Source organism: Pseudomonas sp. Tri1 (assembly GCF_017968885.1).
Lineage (GTDB): Bacteria > Pseudomonadota > Gammaproteobacteria > Pseudomonadales > Pseudomonadaceae > Aquipseudomonas.
Window position 1 is genome coordinate 3639407 of sequence record NZ_CP072913.1, and the last position, 23402, is coordinate 3662808.

The window sequence follows — 23402 nt, forward strand, 5'->3', positions numbered from 1 at the left end:
AACACTCAATATATCTAGGCGGATTAGTCAGCACCTAAGGTGTCGGCGAGACTAAATCCTAAGTTTGTTACTTCGTACACTTCGCCTTTGGAACCTCGAGCCGTTACGAGATCAAGCTTCAAAAGCTCTTCCAGTGCAGACTCCCATTTTGCGACATCTCTACGCTCACGGGAATCTATAAGATTTCTACCGTTCGTTTGTATGTCAGTTCCGCCAATGTAGCGAATATGCATTATTGTTCCGTGCGAATCTTTTGATGCTTCTCTCAACAATGACTTCGCCTCATAAGACAAAGTTGGAATAATTTTCTGCGGGAGAGAAACATCCTTGCCGCCAACCGCATCATTAACTTTAAAAATTTCATTTTCATTAATTGTAATCTGCAACTGTCGCGAGAACTTATTTCGAAAGTCCGACAAGTCTTCGTACCCCTCGTACAAGCTGCGTTGCTGACACGTTTTCTTGAACTCTGTCAGAAGTTTGTATTGATCATGATCTACTGTATCTAAAGCAGCGGGCTGATTGGAAAAATACAACATGGCTGGCCTGCCGCCATTCACATGCTTTTCAATTTCCTCCACGGTTCCGCTCGCATATTCAGTAGTAGCAGTTCCGACTCTTGTCCAAAAAACGCCAATTAATAAATCACACTTATCTAGAATTTGTCTGTTAATAATTTCCTGTGGGCCCGACCCCATTTCAGGAGCAGAGTGCGTCTCCCATCCAATAGGCAGAAGAACTATCTTACGAGACCTGGAATGTACGGCGTTCCATTCATGAATCACCTCTCTGACCTGTGCTCGCTCGGCTTTAACATCTCCAGGGGATGCAATCATCACATTGAAAACTTCTGCTTCATAACTCATGCTCAATCCTTAGCGCATTGCGAATTAGGTGGCAACATGACATCAAGATGTCACGAAGTTTCGCGGCTGTCCACTGGAGGAGAAAAAGCATATGCACAGTTGAGTCTGAGAAGTCTCTTGAAACCGTACCAAGACGAGCACCATCACCGCTTTTAGACGACTTACTTGGTAGAACCTTCCAGGTGAGCTAACGCTAAAACTTGGATGATTTTTTCCGCCTCAGGCTGCAGATTCCCTTCGTCATCCATAGGCAAGTACGGTCGGCCTGGGATATCGCCCGATAGCTGCGGAAAGTCAGCTTGATTACCTCCAAGTTGCATCATCGCCGCATAAGGTTTGTTAGTGCCCACCAGCGCGGAGCTGTCGGAAGCCTGAGTGATAATTGAAGCGGCCAGACCGACGGCGCTGACTTGCAACATCTCGCCGGGCCAGTGGCCGGTTTCGGCTCGGCGTCCTTTGGTGACGTCGGAAAGCTCAGGCCACTGGGGGCGGCCCTCATGTTCGAAGTTTTCCTCGGTTTGGCTGGCGAGTTCGGCGGCTAGGCTGTGTGAGTGGTGTGAGGTCTCCGATGGAGTGTTCCACTTTGCCTAGGGTTTTTAGTAGGTGTTGGTGGTCTAGTTCGATGATGAACATGGGGTGCCTTCCATTTGGTTTGCGGGGGCGTGTCCCAAACAATTGAGTCGAAAGCAAAGATGGTGCAATCAGCTCTGTTGGCCGACTGCCTGCCTCGCGAACTGAGCTTCAAACATAGCCTTCAGCTGTGCCTTGCGTTGAGGCAGTACGGGGCTCAAGAGCAAGAAGATCAGATACTAAATCTTTACTTGAAAAGCGGCTCAGACCTGCAAGTGAAGCGCATCCGCCATGGCTTCAATCTCCTGTCGCATCCACAACTTCTGCAACCAATCGGAGGGAATAGCCTGCACCCCATAAAATGCCCCTGCCACCTGACCGACAATGGCAGCGGTGGTGTCAGCGTCGTCGCCCAGGTTCGTCGCGGCCAGCACCGCATCAGTGAAGCTGTCCGTCTGATGAAAGCACCACAGCGCCGCTTCCAAGGAAGCCACCGAATAACCAGAGCCTGACACTTCACTACGACCTTTTCCCTCATAGGCCCCTTGGGCGAGGGCTATCACTTTGGCCTCGGTCAGTTGCTCGGACACCACACGCAACACATCCGCCTTTGAAGCGCCGGTCAATGCGTTGCCAATGACATCGGCCAACACCTGGCAACACTCCACCGCCTCTGTTGCCCCATGGGTTGTGCGTGAACTCAGAGCCGCAAAATCGCGAATGCGTTCGCGATCTGGATAAAAGAACAACACGACCGGTGCCAGTCGCATCAGCGAACCATTGCCAGCCGTATCAGGAGCGGTATCCCCCGCGAAGGGGTCGCCATGGGACTGATAGCGTTCCAGTGCACCGCGAACGGTCATACCAATGTCAAAGCAATCACCAGTGGAACTCAGATAACCCCAATGCCACCAATTGAGGTATCGGCCCATCTGGTCAGTCGCATCAAAACCACGCTTTTGCAACAGGCTCTCAGCCAGACACAAAGCCATCGATGTGTCATCGGTCCATTGGCCAGGCTTGAGACTGAAGGGGCCGCCACCGACCATGTCGGTCACGGGGGCAAAGGAATTCCGTGGCTGGAATTCAACAGTAGTGCCAACGGCGTCACCACACGCCAAGCCCAATAAGCATCCGCGATAGCGATCTGAAAGTGTCGGGGACATCCTGATTCCTTCTGTTCCGAGTTCGTTCGCTCATGAGCAGCGTACAACCAACGAGATGATAACGGCTGGGCGTGCCCAAGGAACCTGATCGCAATCTTTTTTATCGAAAACGCAACGTACATTCACTCGGCTGTTCCCCCATCTCAAAACAAGTTGTACGATGACCGACGAGCACGCATCGCTCGCGTTCCTGATACCTACAACAACAAGGAAATCCCCATGAAAAAAACCACACTGGTCATCAGCTTCCTGTGCCTGTTCAGCGGCTACGCAGCGGCAGCCACTTCATCGCCCGAGCAGGACGTGGCCCAGGCCGTCGACCACCTGACCCAGGCCATGCTGCACAAAGACATCCCACAACTGCAGGCACTGGCCGCCGAGAACCTGACCTACGGGCACTCCAGCGGGAACATCCAGGACAAGAAAGCCTTCATCGCCGACATCGAAACCGGCAAGAGCGCGTTCAAGACCCTGGAAATGAAGAACCAGAAAATCACCCTGTCTGGCGATGTGGCGCTGGTGCGTAACCACTTCTCAGCGCAGGCGCTCAAAGGCACTGAAGTGGTTCCCACTGAAATCGAGAACTTCCAGATCTGGCAGAAGCAGAAGAATGGCAAGTGGTTGCTGATTGGTCGTCAAGCGTTTCGGTTCTGATATTGGGTTGACTCAGGTGTTTTCTGTGGCGAGCTTCTGCTGAGCGCTTCGCACTCAGGCGGGAGCAAGTTCCCTCGCCACAGGGAACACCTTGGCCCGAAGCTATCGTCAGGCTCCCGCCCACTGTTCGCGATGCTGCAAGAGAAAATCCACGAAGGCCCGCACCCGTTGCGGCATGTAGCGGCCGTGGGGGTAAAGCAAGGTGAAAGGACGTGAGCGGCCCGCGAAGGGCTGCAAGACCTCTACCAGGCGGCCGTCCGCCAGCTCCTGCTCAACGATGAATTTGTAGGTCTGGAACAACCCCGCGCCATGCTTGGCCAATGTCACCCCGCCCAGCACATCATCCGAACAGCAATAGCCACCCTGGCCGAATACCTCCCGCTCCTTGCCATCGACATCGAACAACCAGGAAATCCGTCGCCCGCTGCTGGGCAATTCGAACTGGATGCACTCGTGAGCGTCCAGGTCCTCCAGAGTCTGTGGCGTGCCGGCCTTGTGCAGATAGTCCGGTGCCGCGACTACCACCAGTTTCGCGTCTTCCAGCAGCCGGGCGATCATGGACGAGTCCGGCTGGGCGCGCACTCGGATCGCCAGGTCATAACCTTCGGCAACGAAGTCGATGTTTCGATTGCTCAAGTGCAGGTCCACGCTGACTTGCGGGTACAGCGCCCGAAAGGCCGGGAGCAAGGGCAGGATCCGGTGGTGACCATAGGTGGTGGGCAGGCTGATGCGCAGTTGTCCGGACGGCACCGATTGCGCGCCCATCATTTCCTGTTGCGCCTCGACCAGTTGGGTCAAGGCCTGCCGGCATTGTTCAAAATAGATCTTGCCGGCTTCGGTCAGGCGGATGCTGCGGGTGGTGCGCACGAAAAGTCGTGAACCCAGGCGCTCTTCCAGGCGAAAGATCGAACGGCTCACCGCCGCCGGCGTAACGCCCGCCGCCTGGGCCGCCGCAGTAAAACTGCCCGCCTCGGCCGCCAGGCAAAACAGCTCTATGCTGCCCAACTGCAAGTCTTCGAAATGACGCTTCATGATTCATTACACCGCGTATCAACTGAAGATCCCAGGCGCCTGTTTATCAGCCTCAGGCGTATAAATATAGTGGCCCCCGTTGCGCAGGAATCTTCCTGGGCACTTTTCTCACCAGCAGGAGTGCAACATGCCTTTCGTCAATGTGCGTATTACCCGCGACGGCGTCACCCGCGAGCAGAAAGCCCAGGTGATTGCAGAAATCACCGAAACCCTCCAGCGCGTGCTGGGCAAGGACCCGCACTTGACTCATATCGTGATCGAGGAGGTCGATACGGATAACTGGGGGTATGCGGGGATCACCACGACTGAGTATCGAAGTCTGCCCAAGGAATGATGTTCTAAACTTCCGAGCCCGGTCCGATTGACCGGGCTTTTTTATATCTGCCAACCCAATAACCCTGTGGGAGCGAGCTTGCTCGCGATAGCGGTATATCAGCCGACTCAAATGTTGACTGGAATGCCGCTATCGCGAGCAAGCTCGCTCCCACAATGGTCCAGTGGTGATCACACAATTGATTACATCAGGTATCAACTCAAGTACCAGAACCTCCATTTATCAACCCTCGGCACATCAATACCCTGATCTCAACCACCGCCCACCCAGGCGCAACGGTTTCAACTCAACGTGATCAGGAGTCCCATCATGAACCTCAACAAAACCGTCATCCTCACCGGCGCCTCCAGCGGCATCGGCCTTGGCTTGGTCAAGGCGTTTCTCGTTCGTGGCTATAACGTGGTGGGCAACGCCCGTTCCCAGTCAGGCCTGGACGATGCCGCAGGGCTACTCGGGCACCCGGCCGGTTTCATTGGCGTGGCCGGCGATGTCGCTGACCCGGCCACTTCGACCACCCTCATCAACAAAGCCATCGAGGCGTTCGGGGCGGTGGACGGGCTGGTGAACAACGCCGGTTTCTTTCTGCCAAAACCCTTCATCGAATACAGCCCCCAGGACCTGGACGCGCTGCTGGACACCAACCTCAAGGGGCTGGTCTACGCCAGCCAGGCTGCTGCCGCGCACATGATCAGTCGCCAGCAAGGCTTCATCATCAACATCTCGGCGGCTGTGGCGCTGCAACCGAACATCCAGGTGCCCGCAGCACTGCCGGTGTTGATCAAGGGCGGCGTCAACCAGATGACCCGCGCCCTGGCCCTGGAACTGTCGCCCTACAACATCAAGGTCAACGCCGTTGCTCCCGGGATCATCGACACGCCGATGCACGACCAGGCGCACCGCGAGTTCCTCGACAACCTGGCCCCGGCCGGTCGCGTGGGTACCATCGAGGAAATTGCCGAAGCCGTGCTGTACCTGGCGGGCGCTGATTTCACGACGGGCGCGATACTGCCGGTGGACGGCGGGATGAGCACGGGCAAGTGGTAAAAAGGAAAAACCCCGGAGGCAGGACCTTCGGGGTTTTCATGAGGCGTTGGATTCAGAGCGTGTAGGAGATGCCGGCCTGCACCGTCCGCGGTGCGCCTGGATAGGCATAGACACCCCCAAATGCGCCTTCCTCATAATCGGCGTCGAACAGGTTCTTCAGGTCCAGGTTGAGGCGAATCTGCTCGTTGACCTTGTAGTAGCCGAGCAGGTCGACGACGGTGTAGCTGTCCATGGTAAAGGCGTTGGCCGCCGTATTGCCGGCCCGCTCGCCAACGTACTTGCCGCCCAATCCCAGGCCCAGGCCTTTGAGACCGCCGTCCTGGAACTCGTAGACGTTCAACAGGCTGAAGGTGTTCCGGGGCACGTTGAGCAGGCGAGTGCCGGTCGGGATATTGATGTCCTTGGTCACCTCGGCGTCCACATAGGCGTAGCCACCGATCATGCGCCATTGTGGCGTGAGGTTGCCCGCCACGTTCAGGTCGAAACCACGGCTGCGCACCTCGCCGGCGGCGACGTTGAATGTGGAATCCAGTGGGTCAGGCGTGAGCACGTTGCGCTTTTCGATCTGGTAAATCGCCGCATCGACGCTCAACTGGCGATCCAGCGCTTCCCACTTGACGCCCATTTCGTAGGACTTGCCCTCTTCCGGCTTGAACCCGCCCCCTTCGCGGCTGGCCCCAGTGTTGGGTTTGAAAGAGCGGGCGGTGTTGGCGTAGACCGCCACCGTGTCGGTCAGGTCGTAGATCACACCCAGGCGCGGGGTAACGGCGCTGTCAGTGACATCCCAGTTCCTGCTGCCAGGCCGGGCTTGAGGGACGAAGGTCTCGTACTCATGCTCAAAGCGCTCGAAACGCGCCCCAGCCAACAGTTTCAAGCGTTCGGTGAGCGCCACTTGGTCCTGGACGAACACGCCGAACGTCTTGAGGTTTTCCTGGTCGTCAGTGGGCGTGCGCGTCAGCGCCGGGCGCGGCTGGCCATACACCGGATCGAAGATATCGATCGGGTAGGCACCGGCACCGGCGGCGGAACGTTGGATGATGGACTGGTAGTCATAGTCCTCATATTCGATCCCGGTCAACAGCGTGTGCTCGAACCCGCCGGTGGAAAAATGCCCGGTGAGGTTCAACTGAGTGTCGCGGTCGCTCCATTCCAGCTTGCGGAAGTTGAAGTTGCGACCCAGGGTGCGCCCATCGGCGGCGATGCCGTTGCCTTCGACCGCGTTGCCCTGCAACGTGCCATCGAGCCACTGGGTGCCGCCGGCGAGGGTCCAGTCGTCGTTGAGCATGTGTTCGAAACGCACCTGCAGCATGTTGTTGTCGTTGTGCAGCTTGCCGGCGTCTTTTTCGCCGAAAAACGTATCGCGCGATGCGGTGCCGCGCTGGCCGGCATAGTGAGTCAAGCCACGGTCCAGCGGAGCATTGTTGCGCATGAAATCGCCTTCGAAGATCAAGCGCGTGGTGTCGTTGACCTGCCAGGAGACCACCGGCGCAATGCCGTAACGCTCGGTCTCGACGTGGTCGCGGAAGGTGTCCCCGCCCTCGCCGATCACGTTCAGGCGATAGGCCAGGTTGCCTTGTTCATCCAACGGGCCGGAGGCATCCAACGTGCCACGGCGCATACCCTGATCGTTGAGCTGGCTACCCAAGGTCACCTTTCGCTCGGCCAAAGGTTGTTTGGACACCACGTTGAAGGTACCGCCCGGGTCGCCACGGCCATACAGCATGGTCGCCGGCCCTCGCAGCACCTCCAGGCGCTCGATGGTGTTGGCATCAGGCATGTTCGGGTAGCCCCGGTTGATCGGGAAGCCATTGCGATAGAACTCCCCCGTGGTGAAGCCGCGCACGGTGAACGTGGTCAGGCCCTGGCCGCCGAAGTTATTGCCCCGGCCAACCCCGCCGGCGTAGTCGAGGGCGTCTTGCAGGCGTGTGGCGCTGAGGTCTTCGACAACGTCGCGGGACACTACGGAGATCGATTGCGGGGTTTCATGGATTGCGGTGTCGGTACGGGTTGCGCTGGCGGAACGGGTGGCGTGGTACCCCTTCACCGGGCCCTGCGCATTCTCATAATCCGACTCGCCAACGATATCCGTGGCTTGCAGCTCCAGCGGTGCCCTGTCCGTAGAGATGGACTCATCTGCCCAGGTGGAAACCGAATAAGCCTGGAGCACACACAGTGAAACAAGAATCCGACGCATCGATGCACAATCCTAATGAAAGAACACCGGCCATTTTCGAGGCCGACAAGAATGTGTCGCGAAAGATACATGAACTCATTCTTGTTTGATATAAATTCCCATTAGCATCTTTTTTGGTGTCTGTCAGTCCGCCATCGCGAGCAGGCTCGCTCCCACAGGGATTTGTGGCGGACGCGATTTCTGTAAATATCCATGAACCCATGTGGGAGCGAGCTTGCTCGCGATGGCGCCGGGACATTCACCCTGCTCACTGAAGCGCTGCAGACTCCCTTTCAACCCGCTGAAAGAACCTCTGCGCCCGAATATCCTGGGTATAGGCCACGTTCAGCCGCAGCCAGTCGCAAGCCTCCCCCCAGGCAAGAAAGTCGAGCCCTGGGACAGTTGGATGTGCAGTTCCCGCGCGATCTGCTCAACCCGTCGTGCATCGAGCCGCCGAGGCCTGGCCCAGATAAACAGGCCCCCAGTCGGCTCGGCAAAGACCTCCCAATGCACCGGGTCCAGTTGGCGCAGCGTACTCGCCATCTGCTTGTTCAGGCGTTGACGCAAGCGTTGGATCAACTTGCGATACGCGCCGTTGGCCAACAACGTCGCCACCACGTTTTCGGCCAGCAGCGAGCAACCGATGCCGGTCACCATCTTGACTTCGGCCAGGCGGTTGATGATTTCGGGCTGGGCGACCACATAACCGATGCGCAGCGAACTGGACAGCGTCTTGGAGAAACTCGCGAGGTAGATCACCCGGTCCAGGGCATCGAGGGTCGCCAGGCGTGAGGTCGGGCCGTTCTGGAAATCGGCGTAGATGTCGTCCTCGATGAGGCGAAAGTCATGCAGCGTGGCCAGTTGCAGCAGACGATAGGCCACGCTCGGCGCCAGGCTGGTACCGGTGGGGTTCTGGTACATGCTGTTGATGAAGAAATACGTGGGTTTATGCTGGCTCAGGATTCGCTCCAGGCTGGCGATATCCGGCCCCTGGGCGGTCCTGGGTACCGCCAGGGTCTTGACCCCGTGGAGCTGCAGCAGGTTGAACAGATTGTAATAACCGGGGCTCTCCACCAGCACCAGGTCGCCGGGTTTGAGTAGCGTGCGCACCAGCAGGTCAAGGCCATGACTGGCGCCTTGGGTAGTGAGGATTTGCCCCAGATCGGCGTGGATATCGATCAGGCCCAAGCGTTTTTGAATGTGCAAGCGCAGCTGCGGCGAACCCAGCGGGGTGCTGTAGTTGAACAGCGCCTGGCTGTCGCTGCGCACCACCTGCCGGATGGCTTGGCCCAGGTCGGTCTCGTCGCGCCAGGCGTCGGGCAGCCAGCCACAGCCCAGCTTGAGTTGCGTCGATTGATTGTCGAACAGCCGCCATGCCACGTTGTCCGGTTCAATGGCCGGCGCCGCGGGCTGGGACAACGGCTGCGCGACGAAGAAGCCCGACCCATGGCGCGACTCCAGCACCCCGACGGCCACCAGTTGGTCATAAGCCTTGATCACGCTCGACAGGCTCAGGTTGTTTTCCTGGGCCAATTGACGGATGGAAGGCATGCGCGCACCGGGACGAATGCCATGGGACTGTATCCACCCCATGACGTGAGTCACCAGTTGGCGGATCACCGGTTCAGCAGCGTTGCGATCAATGTTCAGGTCCACGCGCGCACTCTTGCCCAAGTGTTCTTTAATTTCGAGCGAACAGTTAAGCACAAAAGGCCGCTGGGTGTTCCTTGTTCGAGTGGCTCCCCACAAGTGATAGTCCCAACGACTGCACCCGAGCTCCCCCACCTAAGGAACACCTTTGAACACACAACATCGACACGCGTGGGGACTGGCGTTCGGTCTTTGCCTGATCACCCTGGCGGTCAACCTGCAAGCACCGCTGTACACCACCTACGCGCAGTTGTCCGGCTATGGTGCTGGCGCCACGGCGGTAGCATTTTCCGGTTACGTGCTGGGCGTGTTGCCGGTCCTGCTGGCCTTCGGCGGGCTGGCCGACCGAGTGGGACGCCGGCCGTTGATCCTGATCGCGCTGGGCCTGTCGATGCTGGCGACGGTGGTGACGTTGCTCTGGCCGAGCCTGCTGGCGCTGGGCGTGGCGCGGCTGATGATGGGCGTCGGCACGGGGCTGGCCTCGGCGACATCGACGGCCTACATGACCGAACTGATGGTCACCCGCGATACCCGCTCACCGGCCAACCGGGTCACCGCCAGCACCTCTCTGGGGTTTGGTCTGGGCGCGGCCTTGACCAGCCTGTTTCTGTTCGTCCATCACAGCGTCACACCCGGCAGCTTCTGGCTGCAATTGCTGCTGGCTGCCGTCGCAATCGGCGTGGTCTGGCGCTTACCGGACCCTGCCGTGAAAATCAGTAGCGCAGCACTGTTGCGCTTGCCACTGTTCCCCGCCGGCAGCCTGCCCTACAGTTTTTCGATGCTGCTGGCCTGGGCGACCTCGGGCCTGGTCATCGCCATCCTGCCTTCGGTGCTTGCCACCCACGACCTGCAACGCTGGTCGGGTCTGTCGACCTTCACTGTGATCAGTTGCGGGCTGCTCTTTCAACCTTGGGTGCGCCGCATGCAACCGGCCAGGGCCACTGGCTTGGGTCTGTTGATCCTGCCGTTGAGCTACGCGTTGCTGGCCTGGGGCGCGAGCGTCGGGTCCCTGGCCGCCGTACTGCTGGGCGCACTGGGAGCGAGCAGTGCCTGCTACGGTTTTCTGTACTTGGGTGGATTGTCAGCCGTCACGGCCATGGCCGGTGAGGAAAAGGCCCGGGTCAGCGCCGGATTTTTCCTGTTCGCTTATGTCGGGTTCAGCATCCCGGTGGTGGTGACGGGTTTACTGGCCGACTATCTCGGCGCGGATGTGGCGCTGGTATTGTTCGGTCTGGCGCTGGCTGCGGGTGCAGGTGTCACGGGATTGATCATCGTTCGGACGCAGGCATGTGTCACCCAGCTGTCCCATGGCTGAACACAACCCTTTGGGCAGTGCGCGACCTGTGGTGAGGACCCGGACCGCTCGACTTGCACCCGGCAAAGTCGTATACCATATCCCCATCCAAGCCGAACGACCTGCCGCCGTGACCTTATCCAAGTTCAATCTGCCCGACCTGGGCAACACCCCTTCCACCTCGGAAATCATCACCCGCCACCTGCGCGACGCCATCGTCGCCGGGCATTTTGCCGAGGACGAGCCGATTCGCCAGGACGACATCGCCCGCCAGTTCAACGTCAGCAAGATCCCCGTACGCGAAGCCCTCAAGCGTCTGGAGGCCGAGGGCCTGGTGATGTTCCAGCGTAATCGCGGGGCGATGGTCACGCGTATTTCCGAGGCAGAGTTGGCGCAGATGTTCGAAGTCCGCATGCTGCTGGAGGACAAGGTGCTGCGCCTGGCGATTCCCAACATGACCGAAGAGACCTTCGCTCGCGCCGAGCGCATCTGCCAGGAATTCATCGGTGAGGACGACGTCGGACGCTGGGCCGAACTGAACTGGCAATTGCATGCCTGCCTCTACGAGCCGGCGCAACGGCCCTTCCTGGTGAGTTTGATTCGTTCGGTCCATGACAAGCTGGAGCGCTACTTGCGCATGCAAATGAGCCTTTCGGCGGGTAAGGAGCGCGCCGACCACGAGCACCGGGAAATCCTCGACGCCTGCCGTGCCGGTGATGTCGAACGGGCGGTGAAGCTGTTGGACGAACACATCGCCGGGGTCTGCAAGACGCTGTTCGAGTTCCTGCCTTCCAGCCATTGAGACTGCCCGTCGTACCGCGTCGATGAGCGACTCGGTACTTCTTGAAGACCTATACATATATACCGCGGCGGCTGTCCGACGCCGCCCTAGAATCAGGTGCCTTCGTTATTCAAGACAGACACCTGCTTTCAACCATGACACATCCATTCGACACCTTCATCGACAGCCTTTCTGTTACAGCCTCCATAAAGAATCAAAACTGGGCGGGCACGGACGACAGCATCTATATATCGATGGGCCCCTTGGGTCAGATGCAGTTGTTCTGTGAAGCGCCCAGGGTGGGGCAAGTCATCCACGTGGATATCGACATTGCCCGGATGTTCGGCCGACCGCGTATTTCGCTGATGGAAATTGACGGCCTGGTCCTCTACCAGGTGCCCGTCGCACACCCGATCGCTTCTGATGACTGGGCGCTGGAATCGGTACTGATCAAAGCCAATGACATCTACACCAATACCTCATTCAAACAGATCAACAAATGGCTCCGAAACTCATCCGCGCACTTGCGATTCGTATGGTCGGGTCACGTTCATTTCGCCGACTGGAAAAATTCCGATCACAGATCCATCGATCTCAACGCCCAGACCTATCCGATCAGGTGGATGCCCTTTATCGGTGACCTGGTGCATTGGCGTTGTTATGACCCGTCGAAAATAGACGGCGTAGGCCAGTTGATCGGGATGAGGGACGGCAAATTGATCGGCAATCAACTGAAGACACACACCAGTGAGCTGTTGTCCCCCAACGACCAGTCCAATAGCTACACATGGGTCTATACACCGGAACACGCCATTATTTATAAGCGCTGGGAACATAGCGACCGGGGCAATTATGTAAGGCATAGCCAGCTCGGCAGTGGCAGGCCCGTCATGTGTGCTGGGGAGTTCAGGGTCACCGAACGTCGTATGGACCATGTGATTGCCATGGTCAACGATGCTTCCGGACATTACAGGCCCGACGGCGGCGCCTGCCTGCGGTATGTGGCCGAGAAGCTCGAGGCCTTGGGGATCAATACCGAGCATATCGAATGGCGATGGCAAGACAGGAACGCCTGACCAGGCTCATCTGGCTGGGCCGCACTGTGCCGATTTCGTCATCAGCACCAGATAAATCCATCAAGCCGTCGCCCCCCGGCGCGGGCCACCCTTGCCGTCAATCATCTGAACGGACGTGGCCCCCATGAAACGCATCACCGTGATCGATTCCCACACCGGCGGCGAGCCGACCCGATTGGTCACCGACGGCTTTCCCGACCTGGGTCGAGGCAGCATGGCCGAGCGCCGGCAGCGCCTGGCCGAGCAACACGATGCCTGGCGCACGGCCTGCGTTCTGGAACCGCGAGGCAGCGATGTGCTGGTGGGGGCGCTGCTCTGTGAACCGGTGGACCCGAGTGCCTGTGCCGGGGTGATCTTCTTCAATAACAGCGGCTACCTAGGCATGTGCGGCCACGGCACCATCGGCCTGGTGGCGTCGCTGGCTCATCTGGGACGGATCGGTCCCGGCGTGCACAGCATCGAAACCCCGGTGGGCACGGTACAAGCCACCTTGCACGACGACCATTCGGTCAGCGTGCGCAACGTGCCGGCCTACCGGTACCGCAAGGCACTGGAACTGGAGGTGCCGGGCATCGGCAAGGTGGTGGGTGATGTGGCCTGGGGGGGCAACTGGTTTTTCCTGATCGCCGACCACGGCCAGCGCGTGGCCGGCGATAACCTCGACGCGTTGACCGCCTATACCTACGCCGTGCAGCAAGCCTTGGAGCAGCAGGGTTTTCGCGGCGAGGACGGCGGCCTGATCGACCACATCGAACTGTTCGCCGACGACCCGCACGCTGACAGCCGCAACTTCGTGCTCTGCCCCGGCAAGGCCTATGACCGCTCCCCTTGCGGCACCGGTACCAGCGCCAAACTGGCCTGCCTGGCCGCCGATGGAAAGCTGCAACCCGGGCAGATCTGGCGCCAGGCCAGCGTGATTGGCAGTGAATTCGAAGGTTCTTATGAACGCTCGGGCGAGCGCATCGTACCGACCATCCGTGGTCGAGCCTACATCAGCGCCGAAACCACGCTGATCATCGACGCAGATGATCCGTTTGCCTGGGGTATCCGTTCGTGAGCGAGGGCCAGGTCGCCGACGTGATCATCATCGGCGCCGGCATCATCGGCGCTGCCTGCGCCCGGACATTGGCCCAACGCGGCTTGCAAGTGCTGGTGCTGGACGCCGGTTGGCATGGCGCGACGGCAGCTGGCATGGGCCATCTGCTGGTGTTGGATGACAACCCGGCGGAACTCGCCCTCAGTCAATACTCCCTGCAACGCTGGCGCGAACTGGCCCCGGCCCTGCCCGAGGCCTGCGCCTGGCGCAACAACGGCACCCTGTGGCTGGCGGCCAATGCCGAAGAAATGGCGGTGGCCCACAGTAAATATCTGAATCTGCTGGCCCATGGCGAAGCCTGCGAACTGATCGGTCGCGCCGCCCTGCACCAGCGTGAACCTCAATTGCGCGAAGGTTTGGAAGGCGGGTTGCTGATCAAGGGTGACGGCATCCTCTACGCCCCGGCTGCCGCGCGCTGGATGCTCGACGCGCCCAACATTCGCCAGCAGCGCGCCCGGGTCAGCGAAGTGGACGGCCACCGCGTGCGCCTTGACGACGGTCGCTGGTTGGGCGCCGACGCGGTAGTCCTGGCCAATGGCATCCAGGCCACCGAGCTGTGCCCGGAGCTGCCCATCGAAGCGAAAAAGGGGCACCTGCTGATCACTGATCGCTACCCCGCCGCAATCACCCATACGTTGGTGGAACTGGGCTATGTCACCAGCGCCCACAACGCCAGCGGGCCATCGGTGGCGTGCAATATCCAGCCGCGCCCGACCGGGCAATTGTTCATCGGTGCCTCGCGGCAGTTCGGCACCGTCGACCCACAGGTGGAAGGCTGGATGCTGGCGAGGATGCTCAAGCGCGCCGTCGAATACATGCCGGGGCTGGCGCAGCTCAACGGCATTCGTGCCTGGACCGGTTTTCGCGCGGCCAGCCCCGACGGCCTGCCGTTGGTGGGCCAACATCCGCAGCGCCAGGGCCTGTGGCTGGCGGTAGGTCACGAAGGCCTGGGCGTCACCACGGCCCCCGCGACCGCCGACCTGCTGGCCGCGCAGCTGTTCAACGAAACCTCGCCACTTGCCCCTCAAGCTTATCTGCCGCAGCGTTTCCTGGGAGAACCGGCCCATGCCTGAATTATTCCTTGACGGTCACCGGCTGTCGGTCGCCAGCGGCACCAGTGTCGCGGCGGCATTGGCCTTGGGCTCCGACGGCAGCAGCCGCACGTCGGTCAGCGGCCAGCGCCGTGCGCCTTTGTGCGGCATGGGCATCTGCCAGGAATGCCGGGTGACGATCGACGGCCATCGGCGTCTGGCCTGCCAGACCTTGTGCCGCGATGGTATGCGGGTGCAGACCCGACCATGAATGAAACCACCGACCTGCTGATCATCGGCGCCGGCCCTGCCGGCATGGCGGCCGCCCTGGCTGCAGCAAGCAGCGGCGCGCGCATTGTACTGCTGGACGACAATCCGCTACCGGGCGGGCAGATCTGGCGCGACGGTCCCCAGGCCAACCTGCCGACCCAGGCACGCCGCCTGCGGGACCGGTTGCATGCCTGCACTAACGTCCGCTGCCACGCTGGCGCGCGGGTAATCGCCTGCGCAGGAGACGAAACCCTGTTGGTGGAGGATGCCGAGCGCGGCTGGCGGATCACTTACGAGCGCTTGATCCTCTGCACCGGCGCCCGGGAATTGCTGCTGCCCTTCCCCGGCTGGACGTTGCCCGGCGTGACCGGAGCCGGCGGCTTGCAGGCGCTGATCAAGGGCGGCCTGCCGGTGCGCGGCGAACGGCTGGTGATCGCTGGCAGCGGCCCCTTGCTACTGGCCAGCGCCGCCACGGCGAAACATCAAGGTGCGCAGGTGCTGCGCATCGCCGAGCAAGCCAGTCGCACCGCCGTCGCCGGTTTCGCCGCGCAATTGCCACGCTGGCCGGGCAAGCTCTTCCAATCGTTCAGTTTGTTCGACCACCACTACCGTACCGGCACTTATGTGCTGGAGGCCTTGGGGCAGGAACGGCTCGAGGGCGTGCGCTTGCTGCAACAAGGCAAGACGATTGAACTGGCCTGCGACCGGCTGGCCTGTGGCTTCGGGCTCATTCCCAACACCCAACTCGGTCAGGCCTTGGGCTGCGCGTTGGAGGGCCAGGCGCTGGCCGTTGATGCCTGGCAAACCACCACCCGCGTCGGACATTACGCCGCTGGGGAATGCACCGGTTTTGGCGGCAGCGAACTGGCGCTGGTGGAAGGCGCCATCGCCGGCCATGCCGCCGTCGGCGATACTGCGGCAGCCCAGCGCCTGTGGCCCCGGCGCACACGCTGGCAGGGTTTCGCCCAGGCATTGAACAAGGCCTTCACCCTCGATCCACGGCTCAAGACCCTGGCCCGCGCCGACACCCTGGTCTGTCGTTGCGAAGACGTGCCGTATGGCGAACTGATCGGCCATGAAAACTGGCGCGAAGCGAAACTGGCGAGCCGTTGCGGCATGGGCGCGTGCCAAGGCCGGGTGTGCGGCGCCGCGCTGGAACACCTGCTCGGCTGGACACCACCCACACCCCGCCCGCCCTTCAACCCGGCGCGGATCGATACCTTGCTGGCCTTGGAACAAGCCCCACCCACCTGAGCCCGACACACATCCCACTCAGACCTGTACTCACCACAAACTCCCAGTGGGAGCGAGCTTGCTCGCGATAGCGGTGGGCCTGCTTGCATCGATGTTGGATGTACTGACGCCATCGCGAGCAGGCTCGCTCCCACAGGGATTTGAGGTGAGCTTCAACTTTGCGGCACCGCAGGACCCCATGTGGGAGCGAGCCTGCTCGCGATAGCGGCGTGACAGCCAGCGCATTTTCGATTGACACTCCGCCATCGCTTCCACAAAAAAGACGACGTCGGCCATGTACCCTTCGCTCACCTCTTTCGCACCCTGCGACCTCGACACCCTGCTGCGCAGCTTGCAACCCATCGCGCCGCTGCTGGACACCCTTTCGGATGTGGTGTTTTTCATCAAGGACAAGCAAGCCCGCTACGCCTTCGTCAACCAGACCCTGGCCCGCCGCTGCGGCTTCAAACACAGCGCCGACCTGCTCGGCCTCACCGCCGAACAGGTGTTCCCCGAACGCTTCGGCCCGTTGTACACCGAGCAGGATCGCCGGGTGCTGGCCAGCGGCCGGGAGTTGGCCGACCAGCTCGAACTGCATTTGTATTACGGCAACCAACCCGTGTGGTGCCTGACCCACAAGCTCGCCCTGCATGACCCCACCGGCCAGATCGTCGGCCTCGCCGGTATCTCCCGCGACCTGCAACTGCCCCAATCGAGCCATCCGGCCTTCCAGAAACTGGCGGCGGTGGATGCCCATATCAAAAGCCACTTCGCCCGCCCCATCAGCCTGGCTGAACTGACCGCCATCGCCGGGTTATCAGTGGCGCAGTTGGAGCGGCACTGCAAACGCATTTTCCAGCTCACGCCCCGGCAGATGATTCACAAGGCGCGGCTGGAAGAAGCTTCGCGGTTGTTACTGGATCAGGACCTGCCAATCACCGAAATCGCCTTGCGCTGCGGTTACACCGACCACAGTGCTTTCAGCCGCCAGTTCCGGGCCCTGACCAGCCTGTCCCCCAGCCAGTATCGCGAGAATCAGCGCTGAGGCCTGTTCCCTAACGGGGCATGGCGCCTCGTGGCTGCTCCCATCTGTAACACCCTGGGCCAGCGGTGCCTGCTGCCCTGAGCTTCACCACCGCCCATGAAAGCCTCTATATCAGCCCTCCGGCGGCATTCCCGCGAATGAGCAGCAAACCGGCACGCCGCTTGCTTATCTAATATCGTATACGAAATCCTCAATACGATATCTCACCGCATTTATTCGACAGCGAGGCATTTATGAAAAACCCTGCATTGGCCGTAGCCCTCAGCGTTGTCCTCACCCCGCTTTTCATTGCCCCCGCCCACGCCGACAAGCTCGACGACATCATTGGCTCGGGCACGCTGCGTTGCGCCGTAACCCTGGACTTCCCACCCATGGGCTTTCGCGATGAAAACAACAAGCCGGCGGGATTCGATGTGGACTATTGCCACGATCTGGCGAAGGTCCTCGGTGTGGACGCCGAAGTGGTGGAAACCCCTTTCTCCGACCGAATCCCCGCGCTGCTGTCCAGTCGCGCCGATGTCATCGTCGCCTCCACGTCTGACACCTTGGAGCGAGCCAAGACCGTCGGCCTGACCGTGCCCTACTTCGCCTTCCAAATGGTCGTGCTGACCCGCGACGACACCGGCATCAACAGCTACGCCGACCTCAAGGGCAAGAAACTCGGCAACACCAGCAGCACCTACGAAGCCATCGCCCTGGAAAAAGACCAGAAGAGCTGGGGCAGCGGCAGTTTCCGCGCCTACCAGTCGCAGAACGACACCCTGCTGGCCGTCGCCCAAGGCCACATTGACGCGACCGTGGTCACCAACACCGTGGCGGCGGCGACCATCAAATCGGGCAAATACAAAGGCCTGAAGATCGCCGGCGACGCGCCTTATGTCATCGACTACGTATCCCTGGGCGCCAAGCGCAGCGAATACGGCCTGCTCAACTACCTCAACCTGTTCGTCAACCAGCAGGTGCGCACGGGCCGCTACAAAGAGTTGTTCGTCAAATGGGTCGGCACCGACATCCCGCCAGCCAACCTGACCGTGCCGCAGGTTTACTACTGAGGATCGGCGCATGCCAAGCACGCCTATCCGTGTGAAGGGTCGCAGTCTGGTGGAGGGTGCCGCCCAGGGCGCCCTGCTGTTCGCCGATGTCGGCTTGAGCTTCTGGGGCGGGGTCGATCCGGCCAGTGGCGAAGTCATCGACCGGCATCACTCGCTGAGCGGTGAGCGCTTGGCCGGGCGTGTGCTGGCGATTCCCAGCGGGCGTGGCTCCTGCACCGGCAGTAGCGTGTTGATGGAACTGATCAGCAACGGCCACGCCCCCGCCGCTCTGATACTGGCCGAAGCCGATGAGATCCTGACCCTGGGCGTGCTGGTGGCGCAGGTGATTTTCCAGCGTTCCTTGCCGGTCTTGTGTGTAGGCCTAGAGGCCTTCAACAGTCTGCGCGGCCAGGGTTTCGTCCGCGTCGAAGGCGATTGCCTGACCCTGACTGGCCGTCGTCCCAACGATGGCTGGCATGAGTCGAATGTTGCCTTGCAGCCACCGACGCCTTCAACCCTGCGCCTCACCGAACAGGACCGGGCGTTGCTCGACGGCGCCCACGGCAAGGCGGCCCAAGTGGCGATGCAAATCGTGCTACGCATGGCCGAGATCCAGGGGGCTACGCAACTGCTGGACGTGACCCAGGCCCACATCGACGGCTGCATCTACACCGGCCCGGCCAGCCTGCGCTTTGCCGAACAACTGGTGCAGTGGGGCGCGAAAGTCCGCGTGCCCACCACCCTCAATTCCATCTCCGTGGACCAGCGTCGCTGGCGCGAACTGGGCGTCGATCCGGCCCTGGGCGAGCCGGCCAGTGCCTTGGGCGATGCCTACATGGCGATGGGCGCCCAACTGAGTTTCACCTGTGCGCCCTACCTGCTGGAGACCGCGCCCAAGGCCGGCGAGCAAATCGTCTGGGCCGAATCCAACGCGGTGGTCTACGCCAACAGTGTGCTGGGTGCGCGCACGCAGAAGTACCCGGACTTCCTCGACATCTGCATTGCCCTGTGCGGGCGGGCACCGTTGACAGGTTGTCATCTCGACGCCCCGCGCAAGGCCGGGCTGATCATCGACGTGCCAGCGCTGGGCAACACGGACGACAGTTTCTATCCGCTGCTGGGCTATCACATCGGCGCTTTGGCGGGCCGTCGTATCCCGCTGATACGCGGCCTGGAACACGCCGCGCCAACCCTGGACGACCTCAAGGCCTTCGGCGCCGCATTCGCCACCACCAGCGCCGCGCCGTTGTTCCACATCGCCGGGGTGACGCCGGAAGCCCTCGACCCGACGGCGGTCCTGGGGAGCGACGTCACGTTGCCGCAGGAAAGCGTCGATACCGCCGGCCTGCTTGCCAGTTGGCGCGAGCTCAACAGCGCCCGGGACAACTGGGTGGACGTGGTGTCCCTGGGTAACCCACATTTCTCCCTCAGCGAATTCGCCGCCCTCGCGACCTTGTGCGCGGGGCGGGTCAAGCATCCGTATGTGGTGCTGGCGATTACCTGCGGTCGAGCGGTGCTGGAGCAGGCACGCAAGGCCGGCTACCTGGCGGCCATCGAGGCCTTCGGTGCGGTGCTGGTAACCGACACCTGCTGGTGCATGTTGGGCGAACCGGTGATCCCGCCCCACGCCACCACGCTGATGACCAACTCCGGCAAATACGCCCATTACGCACCCGGCCTGGTTGGTCGTGGGGTGCACTTTGCCGCCCTTGCCGAATGCGTCGACGCCGCTTGCACCGCCGCGACCAGCGGCCAGCCGCCGACGTGGCTGCGACCCACCGCCCGTACGGGGGGCACTACCCATGTTTGACTACAGCTTCCAATGGCGCCCGGCCCTGCGCGCCCTGCCCGATATGCTGGCCGGGGCCTGGGTAACTTTTGAAACCGCCGCGCTGTCGATGATTTTCGGCGTATTGATCGCCCTGGTACTGACAGTGATGCGCCAAGCCCGGCATCCCTTGCTGCGGGGCGTGGGCAACGGCTGGGTGTCCATCGCCCGCAACACCCCCTCGCTGTTCCAGATCTACATCCTCTACTTCGGCCTCGGCTCCCTCGGGCTGCACGTCAGTTCCTGGCTGGCCTTGCTGGCCGGGATCACCTTCAACAATGCCGGTTACCTGGCAGAAAACTTTCGTGGCGGCCTCAAGGCCGTGCCGAGTACGCAAATGCGTGCCGCTCGTTCCCTGGGCATGAGCGCTTTCCAGGCCTACCGGATGATCATCGTTCCGCAACTGTTGCGCATCGTCTTCTATCCGCTGACCAACCAGATGGTCTGGGCGGTGTTGATGACGTCGTTGGGCGTGGTCGTCGGCCTGAACAACGACCTCACAGGCGTTACCCAGGAATACAACGTCAAGACGTTCCGCACCTTCGAGTACTTCGCCCTCGCGGCGGTGCTGTATTACCTGATCGCCAAGCTGATCGTCGGGCTGGCCCGGCTGTTGTCCTGGCGCTTGTTTCGTTATTGAGGAGGGCTGGTCATGTTTTCTACAAGCCTCACCGTTAACGACCTGCTGTTCTTGCTCAATGGGGCCTGGGTCACGCTGCAACTGACCGTCTGGTCGATCCTGCTGGGTACCCTGGCCGGCTTGCTGTTCGGCCTGTTGCGAGCACTGTTGCCCCGGGCCAGCCTGCCGCTGGCCTGGGTGCTAGACGTGTTTCGCAGCGTGCCGCTGCTGATCCAGTTCGTGCTGTTCAACTCCCTCAAGAGCATCGTCGGCCTGAACCTCAGTGCCTTCGCGGTGGGTTGCATCGTGCTCGGGGTCTACGCCGCCGCGTACTTCACCGAAATCGTCCGTGGTGGCGTGCTGGCGGTCCCACTGAGCACCCGCCGGGCCAGCCGTTCCCTGGGCCTGAGTTACTTGCAGGACTTGCGTTTCATCGTCCTGCCGATTGCCACGCGGGTGGCCTTTCCCGGCTGGCTGAACCTGGTGCTCGGCGTGATGAAAGACACCGCGCTGGTGATGTGGATCGGCATCGTCGAATTGCTCCGTGCTTCGCAAACCATTGTCACGCGCATTCAGGAACCCCTGTTGGTGCTGTGCATCGCGGGCCTCATTTACTACGTCATGAGCCTGGTGGTCGCCCGCCTCGGCGCACGTCTGGAAAGAAGGTGGCAGGAAAATGATTGAGATCGAAAACGTGCACAAATCCTTCGGTGACCTGGAAGTGGTCAAGGGCGTTAGCCTGACCGTGGACAAGGGTGAAGTGGTGTCGATCATCGGCGGTTCCGGCTCCGGAAAATCGACCCTGCTGATGTGCATCAACGGCCTGGAGCCGATCCAGAAAGGCAGCATTCGCGTGGACGGTGTCGAGGTTCATGATCGCGCCACCGACCTCAATCGCTTGCGGCAGAAGATCGGCATCGTGTTCCAGCAATGGAACGCCTTCCCGCACCTGACCGTGCTGGAAAACGTGATGCTGGCGCCGCGCAAGGTGCTGGGCAAAAGCCAGCAGGACGCCGAGGCGCTGGCGGTGCAACAGCTCCAGCATGTCGGCCTGGGGGACAAGCTCAAGGCCTTTCCCGGCAAGCTTTCCGGCGGCCAGCAACAACGCATGGCCATCGCCCGTGCCCTGGCGATGTCGCCGGACTACATGCTGTTCGACGAAGCCACCTCGGCCCTGGACCCGCAACTGGTGGGCGAAGTGCTGGACACCATGCGCATGCTCGCCGAAGACGGCATGACCATGGTGCTGGTGACCCACGAGATCCGCTTCGCCCGGGACGTGTCCGACCGCGTGGCGTTCTTTTGCAATGGCCGGGTCCATGAGATCGGGGCGCCGGACCAGGTGATTGGCAATCCCGTGCAGCCGGAGACGGCGGCTTTCCTCAAGTCGGTGAAATAGCGGATGGCCCATCGCGAGCAGGCTCGCTCCCACAGGTTCTGTGGCGCTCACAAAACAGTGTGGGAGCGAGCTTGCTCGCGATGAGGCCCTACAAGACAACACAAGGATTTGACTTATGCGCTCATCGAAAATCATCCATGTAGTCAGCTGCCACGCCGAGGGCGAAGTCGGCGACGTGATCGTCGGCGGCGTCGCCCCACCGCCCGGCGCCACGGTGTGGGAACAGTCCCGCTGGATCGCCCAGGACCAGACCCTGCGCAACTTCGTTCTCAACGAGCCGCGGGGCGGCGTATTCCGCCACGTTAACCTGCTCGTACCGGCCAAGGACCCACGGGCGCAAATGGCCTGGATCATCATGGAGCCGGCCGACACCCCGCCGATGTCCGGCTCCAACTCGTTGTGCGTCGCCACCGTGCTGCTGGACAGCGGCATCCTGCCGATGACCGAACCCCAGACTCGCTTGGTGCTTGAGGCACCGGGCGGCCTGATCGAAGCCGTGGCCGACTGCCGCGACGGCAAGGTGCAGCGAGTGGAGATCAAGAACGTGCCCTCCTTCGCCGACCGCCTCGATGCCTGGATCGAAGTCGAGGGCCTGGGCTCGTTGCAGGTAGACACGGCGTACGGCGGCGACAGTTTTGTGATTGTCGACGCCCAGCGCCTGGGCTTCGCCATCCGTCCAGACGAGGCCGCCGAGCTGGTGGCCGTGGGCTTGAAAATCACCCGGGCCGCCAATGAACAACTGGGCTTCGTCCACCCGCTGAACCCCGATTGGTCGCATATCTCGTTCTGCCAGATCGCCGCGCCCATCGTCCAGGAGAATGGCATCGCCACCGGCGCCAACGCGGTGGTGATCCAGCCGGGCAAGATCGACCGCTCCCCCACCGGCACCGGCTGCTCGGCGCGCATGGCGGTGCTGCACGCCAAGGGCTTGATGCAGGTCGGCGAACGGTTCATCGGCCGCTCGATCATCGGCTCCGAATTCCATTGCCGCATCGACTCGCTGACCGACGTGGCCGGACGCCCGGCGATTTATCCGTGCATCGCCGGGCGGGCATGGATCACCGGCACGCATCAACTGCTGCTCGACCCGGCCGACCCGTGGCCGCAGGGCTATCGGCTTTCGGATACCTGGCCTGGCGCGTGATTTCTTGAACCTGGAATCGCCCCTTGTAGGGCATTCAATTCTTTTTACGTATACGAAATACCAAAA

At 61.2% G+C, this 23402-nt stretch carries 21 protein-coding genes and 2 pseudogenes; 17 read left to right on the plus strand and 6 right to left on the minus strand.

Going from position 1 to position 23402, the window contains the following annotated elements; translation table 11 throughout:
* Positions 1 to 23: 23 nt before the first annotated feature.
* The 3 genes and pseudogenes from J9870_RS15435 to J9870_RS15445 form a co-directional block, all read right to left on the minus strand.
* Complete coding sequence (locus J9870_RS15435) at positions 24 to 866, minus strand: DUF4062 domain-containing protein (RefSeq protein WP_210638878.1); 843 nt, start codon at positions 864 to 866, stop codon at positions 24 to 26.
* A 161-nt stretch (positions 867 to 1027) separates the two neighbouring features.
* Positions 1028 to 1378: pseudogene (locus J9870_RS15440) on the minus strand (phage virion morphogenesis protein); the annotation flags it as partial.
* A 321-nt stretch (positions 1379 to 1699) separates the two neighbouring features.
* Positions 1700 to 2602: an ADP-ribosylglycohydrolase family protein gene (locus J9870_RS15445; RefSeq protein WP_210638879.1), complete on the minus strand. Its 903-nt coding sequence runs from the start codon at positions 2600 to 2602 to the stop codon at positions 1700 to 1702.
* A 219-nt stretch (positions 2603 to 2821) separates the two neighbouring features.
* Between J9870_RS15445 and J9870_RS15450 the strand changes: the two genes are divergently transcribed.
* Complete coding sequence (locus tag J9870_RS15450; protein ID WP_210638880.1) at positions 2822 to 3256, plus strand: nuclear transport factor 2 family protein; 435 nt, start codon at positions 2822 to 2824, stop codon at positions 3254 to 3256.
* A gap of 108 nt (positions 3257 to 3364) precedes the next feature.
* On the opposite strand, the gene J9870_RS15455 is transcribed toward J9870_RS15450, so the two are convergent.
* Entirely contained in the window at positions 3365 to 4288 is a 924-nt protein-coding gene (locus J9870_RS15455; RefSeq protein WP_210638881.1) for a LysR family transcriptional regulator, read from the minus strand.
* 127 nt (positions 4289 to 4415) lie between these two features.
* Here J9870_RS15455 and J9870_RS15460 point away from each other — a divergent pair, with 127 nt between their 5' ends.
* The gene (locus J9870_RS15460) at positions 4416 to 4622 is read left to right on the plus strand and encodes a 4-oxalocrotonate tautomerase family protein (RefSeq protein WP_135845331.1); all 207 of its coding nucleotides are present in this window, start codon (positions 4416 to 4418) and stop codon (positions 4620 to 4622) included.
* 309 nt (positions 4623 to 4931) lie between these two features.
* Positions 4932 to 5666 (plus strand): SDR family NAD(P)-dependent oxidoreductase, encoded by a 735-nt coding sequence (locus J9870_RS15465; protein WP_210638882.1) that lies wholly within the window; start codon positions 4932 to 4934, stop codon positions 5664 to 5666.
* A 52-nt stretch (positions 5667 to 5718) separates the two neighbouring features.
* Here the strand turns inward: J9870_RS15465 and J9870_RS15470 are convergent, their stop codons facing one another.
* Together J9870_RS15470 and J9870_RS15475 are read right to left on the minus strand one after the other, a co-directional pair.
* Positions 5719 to 7860, minus strand: a complete 2142-nt coding sequence (locus J9870_RS15470; protein WP_210638883.1) for a TonB-dependent siderophore receptor — start codon at positions 7858 to 7860, stop codon at positions 5719 to 5721.
* 247 nt (positions 7861 to 8107) lie between these two features.
* Positions 8108 to 9495: pseudogene (locus tag J9870_RS15475) on the minus strand (PLP-dependent aminotransferase family protein).
* 142 nt (positions 9496 to 9637) lie between these two features.
* On the opposite strand from J9870_RS15475, the gene J9870_RS15480 reads away from it, so the two are divergent.
* From J9870_RS15480 to J9870_RS15545, 14 genes are all read left to right on the plus strand, one after another.
* On the plus strand, positions 9638 to 10804 hold the full coding sequence (locus J9870_RS15480) for an MFS transporter (RefSeq protein ID WP_210638884.1): 1167 nt from the start codon (positions 9638 to 9640) through the stop codon (positions 10802 to 10804).
* Between the two features lie 109 nt (positions 10805 to 10913).
* A complete protein-coding gene (locus J9870_RS15485) occupies positions 10914 to 11585 on the plus strand; it encodes a GntR family transcriptional regulator (protein WP_210638885.1) in 672 nt (223 codons plus the stop codon).
* Between the two features lie 41 nt (positions 11586 to 11626).
* Complete coding sequence (locus tag J9870_RS15490) at positions 11627 to 12640, plus strand: hypothetical protein (RefSeq protein ID WP_210638886.1); 1014 nt, start codon at positions 11627 to 11629, stop codon at positions 12638 to 12640.
* A gap of 124 nt (positions 12641 to 12764) precedes the next feature.
* Complete coding sequence (locus J9870_RS15495) at positions 12765 to 13697, plus strand: 4-hydroxyproline epimerase (RefSeq protein ID WP_210638887.1); 933 nt, start codon at positions 12765 to 12767, stop codon at positions 13695 to 13697.
* The gene (locus J9870_RS15500; protein ID WP_210638888.1) at positions 13694 to 14809 is read left to right on the plus strand and encodes an FAD-dependent oxidoreductase; all 1116 of its coding nucleotides are present in this window, start codon (positions 13694 to 13696) and stop codon (positions 14807 to 14809) included. The genes J9870_RS15495 and J9870_RS15500 overlap by 4 nt, the downstream gene beginning before the upstream one ends.
* On the plus strand, positions 14802 to 15038 hold the full coding sequence (locus J9870_RS15505) for a (2Fe-2S)-binding protein (protein WP_210638889.1): 237 nt from the start codon (positions 14802 to 14804) through the stop codon (positions 15036 to 15038). Before J9870_RS15500 ends, J9870_RS15505 begins: the two co-directional genes overlap by 8 nt.
* Complete coding sequence (locus tag J9870_RS15510; RefSeq protein WP_210638890.1) at positions 15035 to 16291, plus strand: FAD/NAD(P)-binding oxidoreductase; 1257 nt, start codon at positions 15035 to 15037, stop codon at positions 16289 to 16291. The genes J9870_RS15505 and J9870_RS15510 overlap by 4 nt, the downstream gene beginning before the upstream one ends.
* Positions 16292 to 16565: 274 nt before the next feature.
* Complete coding sequence (locus tag J9870_RS15515; protein ID WP_210638891.1) at positions 16566 to 17315, plus strand: AraC family transcriptional regulator; 750 nt, start codon at positions 16566 to 16568, stop codon at positions 17313 to 17315.
* 233 nt (positions 17316 to 17548) lie between these two features.
* Positions 17549 to 18367, plus strand: a complete 819-nt coding sequence (locus tag J9870_RS15520) for a transporter substrate-binding domain-containing protein (RefSeq protein WP_210638892.1) — start codon at positions 17549 to 17551, stop codon at positions 18365 to 18367.
* Positions 18368 to 18377: 10 nt separating this feature from the next.
* Positions 18378 to 20156, plus strand: a complete 1779-nt coding sequence (locus J9870_RS15525) for an aconitase family protein (RefSeq protein WP_210638893.1) — start codon at positions 18378 to 18380, stop codon at positions 20154 to 20156.
* The gene (locus J9870_RS15530) at positions 20149 to 20814 is read left to right on the plus strand and encodes an amino acid ABC transporter permease (protein ID WP_003182423.1); all 666 of its coding nucleotides are present in this window, start codon (positions 20149 to 20151) and stop codon (positions 20812 to 20814) included. The genes J9870_RS15525 and J9870_RS15530 overlap by 8 nt, the downstream gene beginning before the upstream one ends.
* A gap of 12 nt (positions 20815 to 20826) precedes the next feature.
* Positions 20827 to 21477 (plus strand): amino acid ABC transporter permease, encoded by a 651-nt coding sequence (locus J9870_RS15535; RefSeq protein ID WP_210638894.1) that lies wholly within the window; start codon positions 20827 to 20829, stop codon positions 21475 to 21477.
* Positions 21470 to 22192: an amino acid ABC transporter ATP-binding protein gene (locus J9870_RS15540; RefSeq protein ID WP_210638895.1), complete on the plus strand. Its 723-nt coding sequence runs from the start codon at positions 21470 to 21472 to the stop codon at positions 22190 to 22192. The genes J9870_RS15535 and J9870_RS15540 overlap by 8 nt, the downstream gene beginning before the upstream one ends.
* 115 nt (positions 22193 to 22307) lie before the next feature.
* Entirely contained in the window at positions 22308 to 23336 is a 1029-nt protein-coding gene (locus tag J9870_RS15545; RefSeq protein WP_063320806.1) for a proline racemase family protein, read from the plus strand.
* The last annotated feature ends 66 nt before the right edge of the window (positions 23337 to 23402 follow it).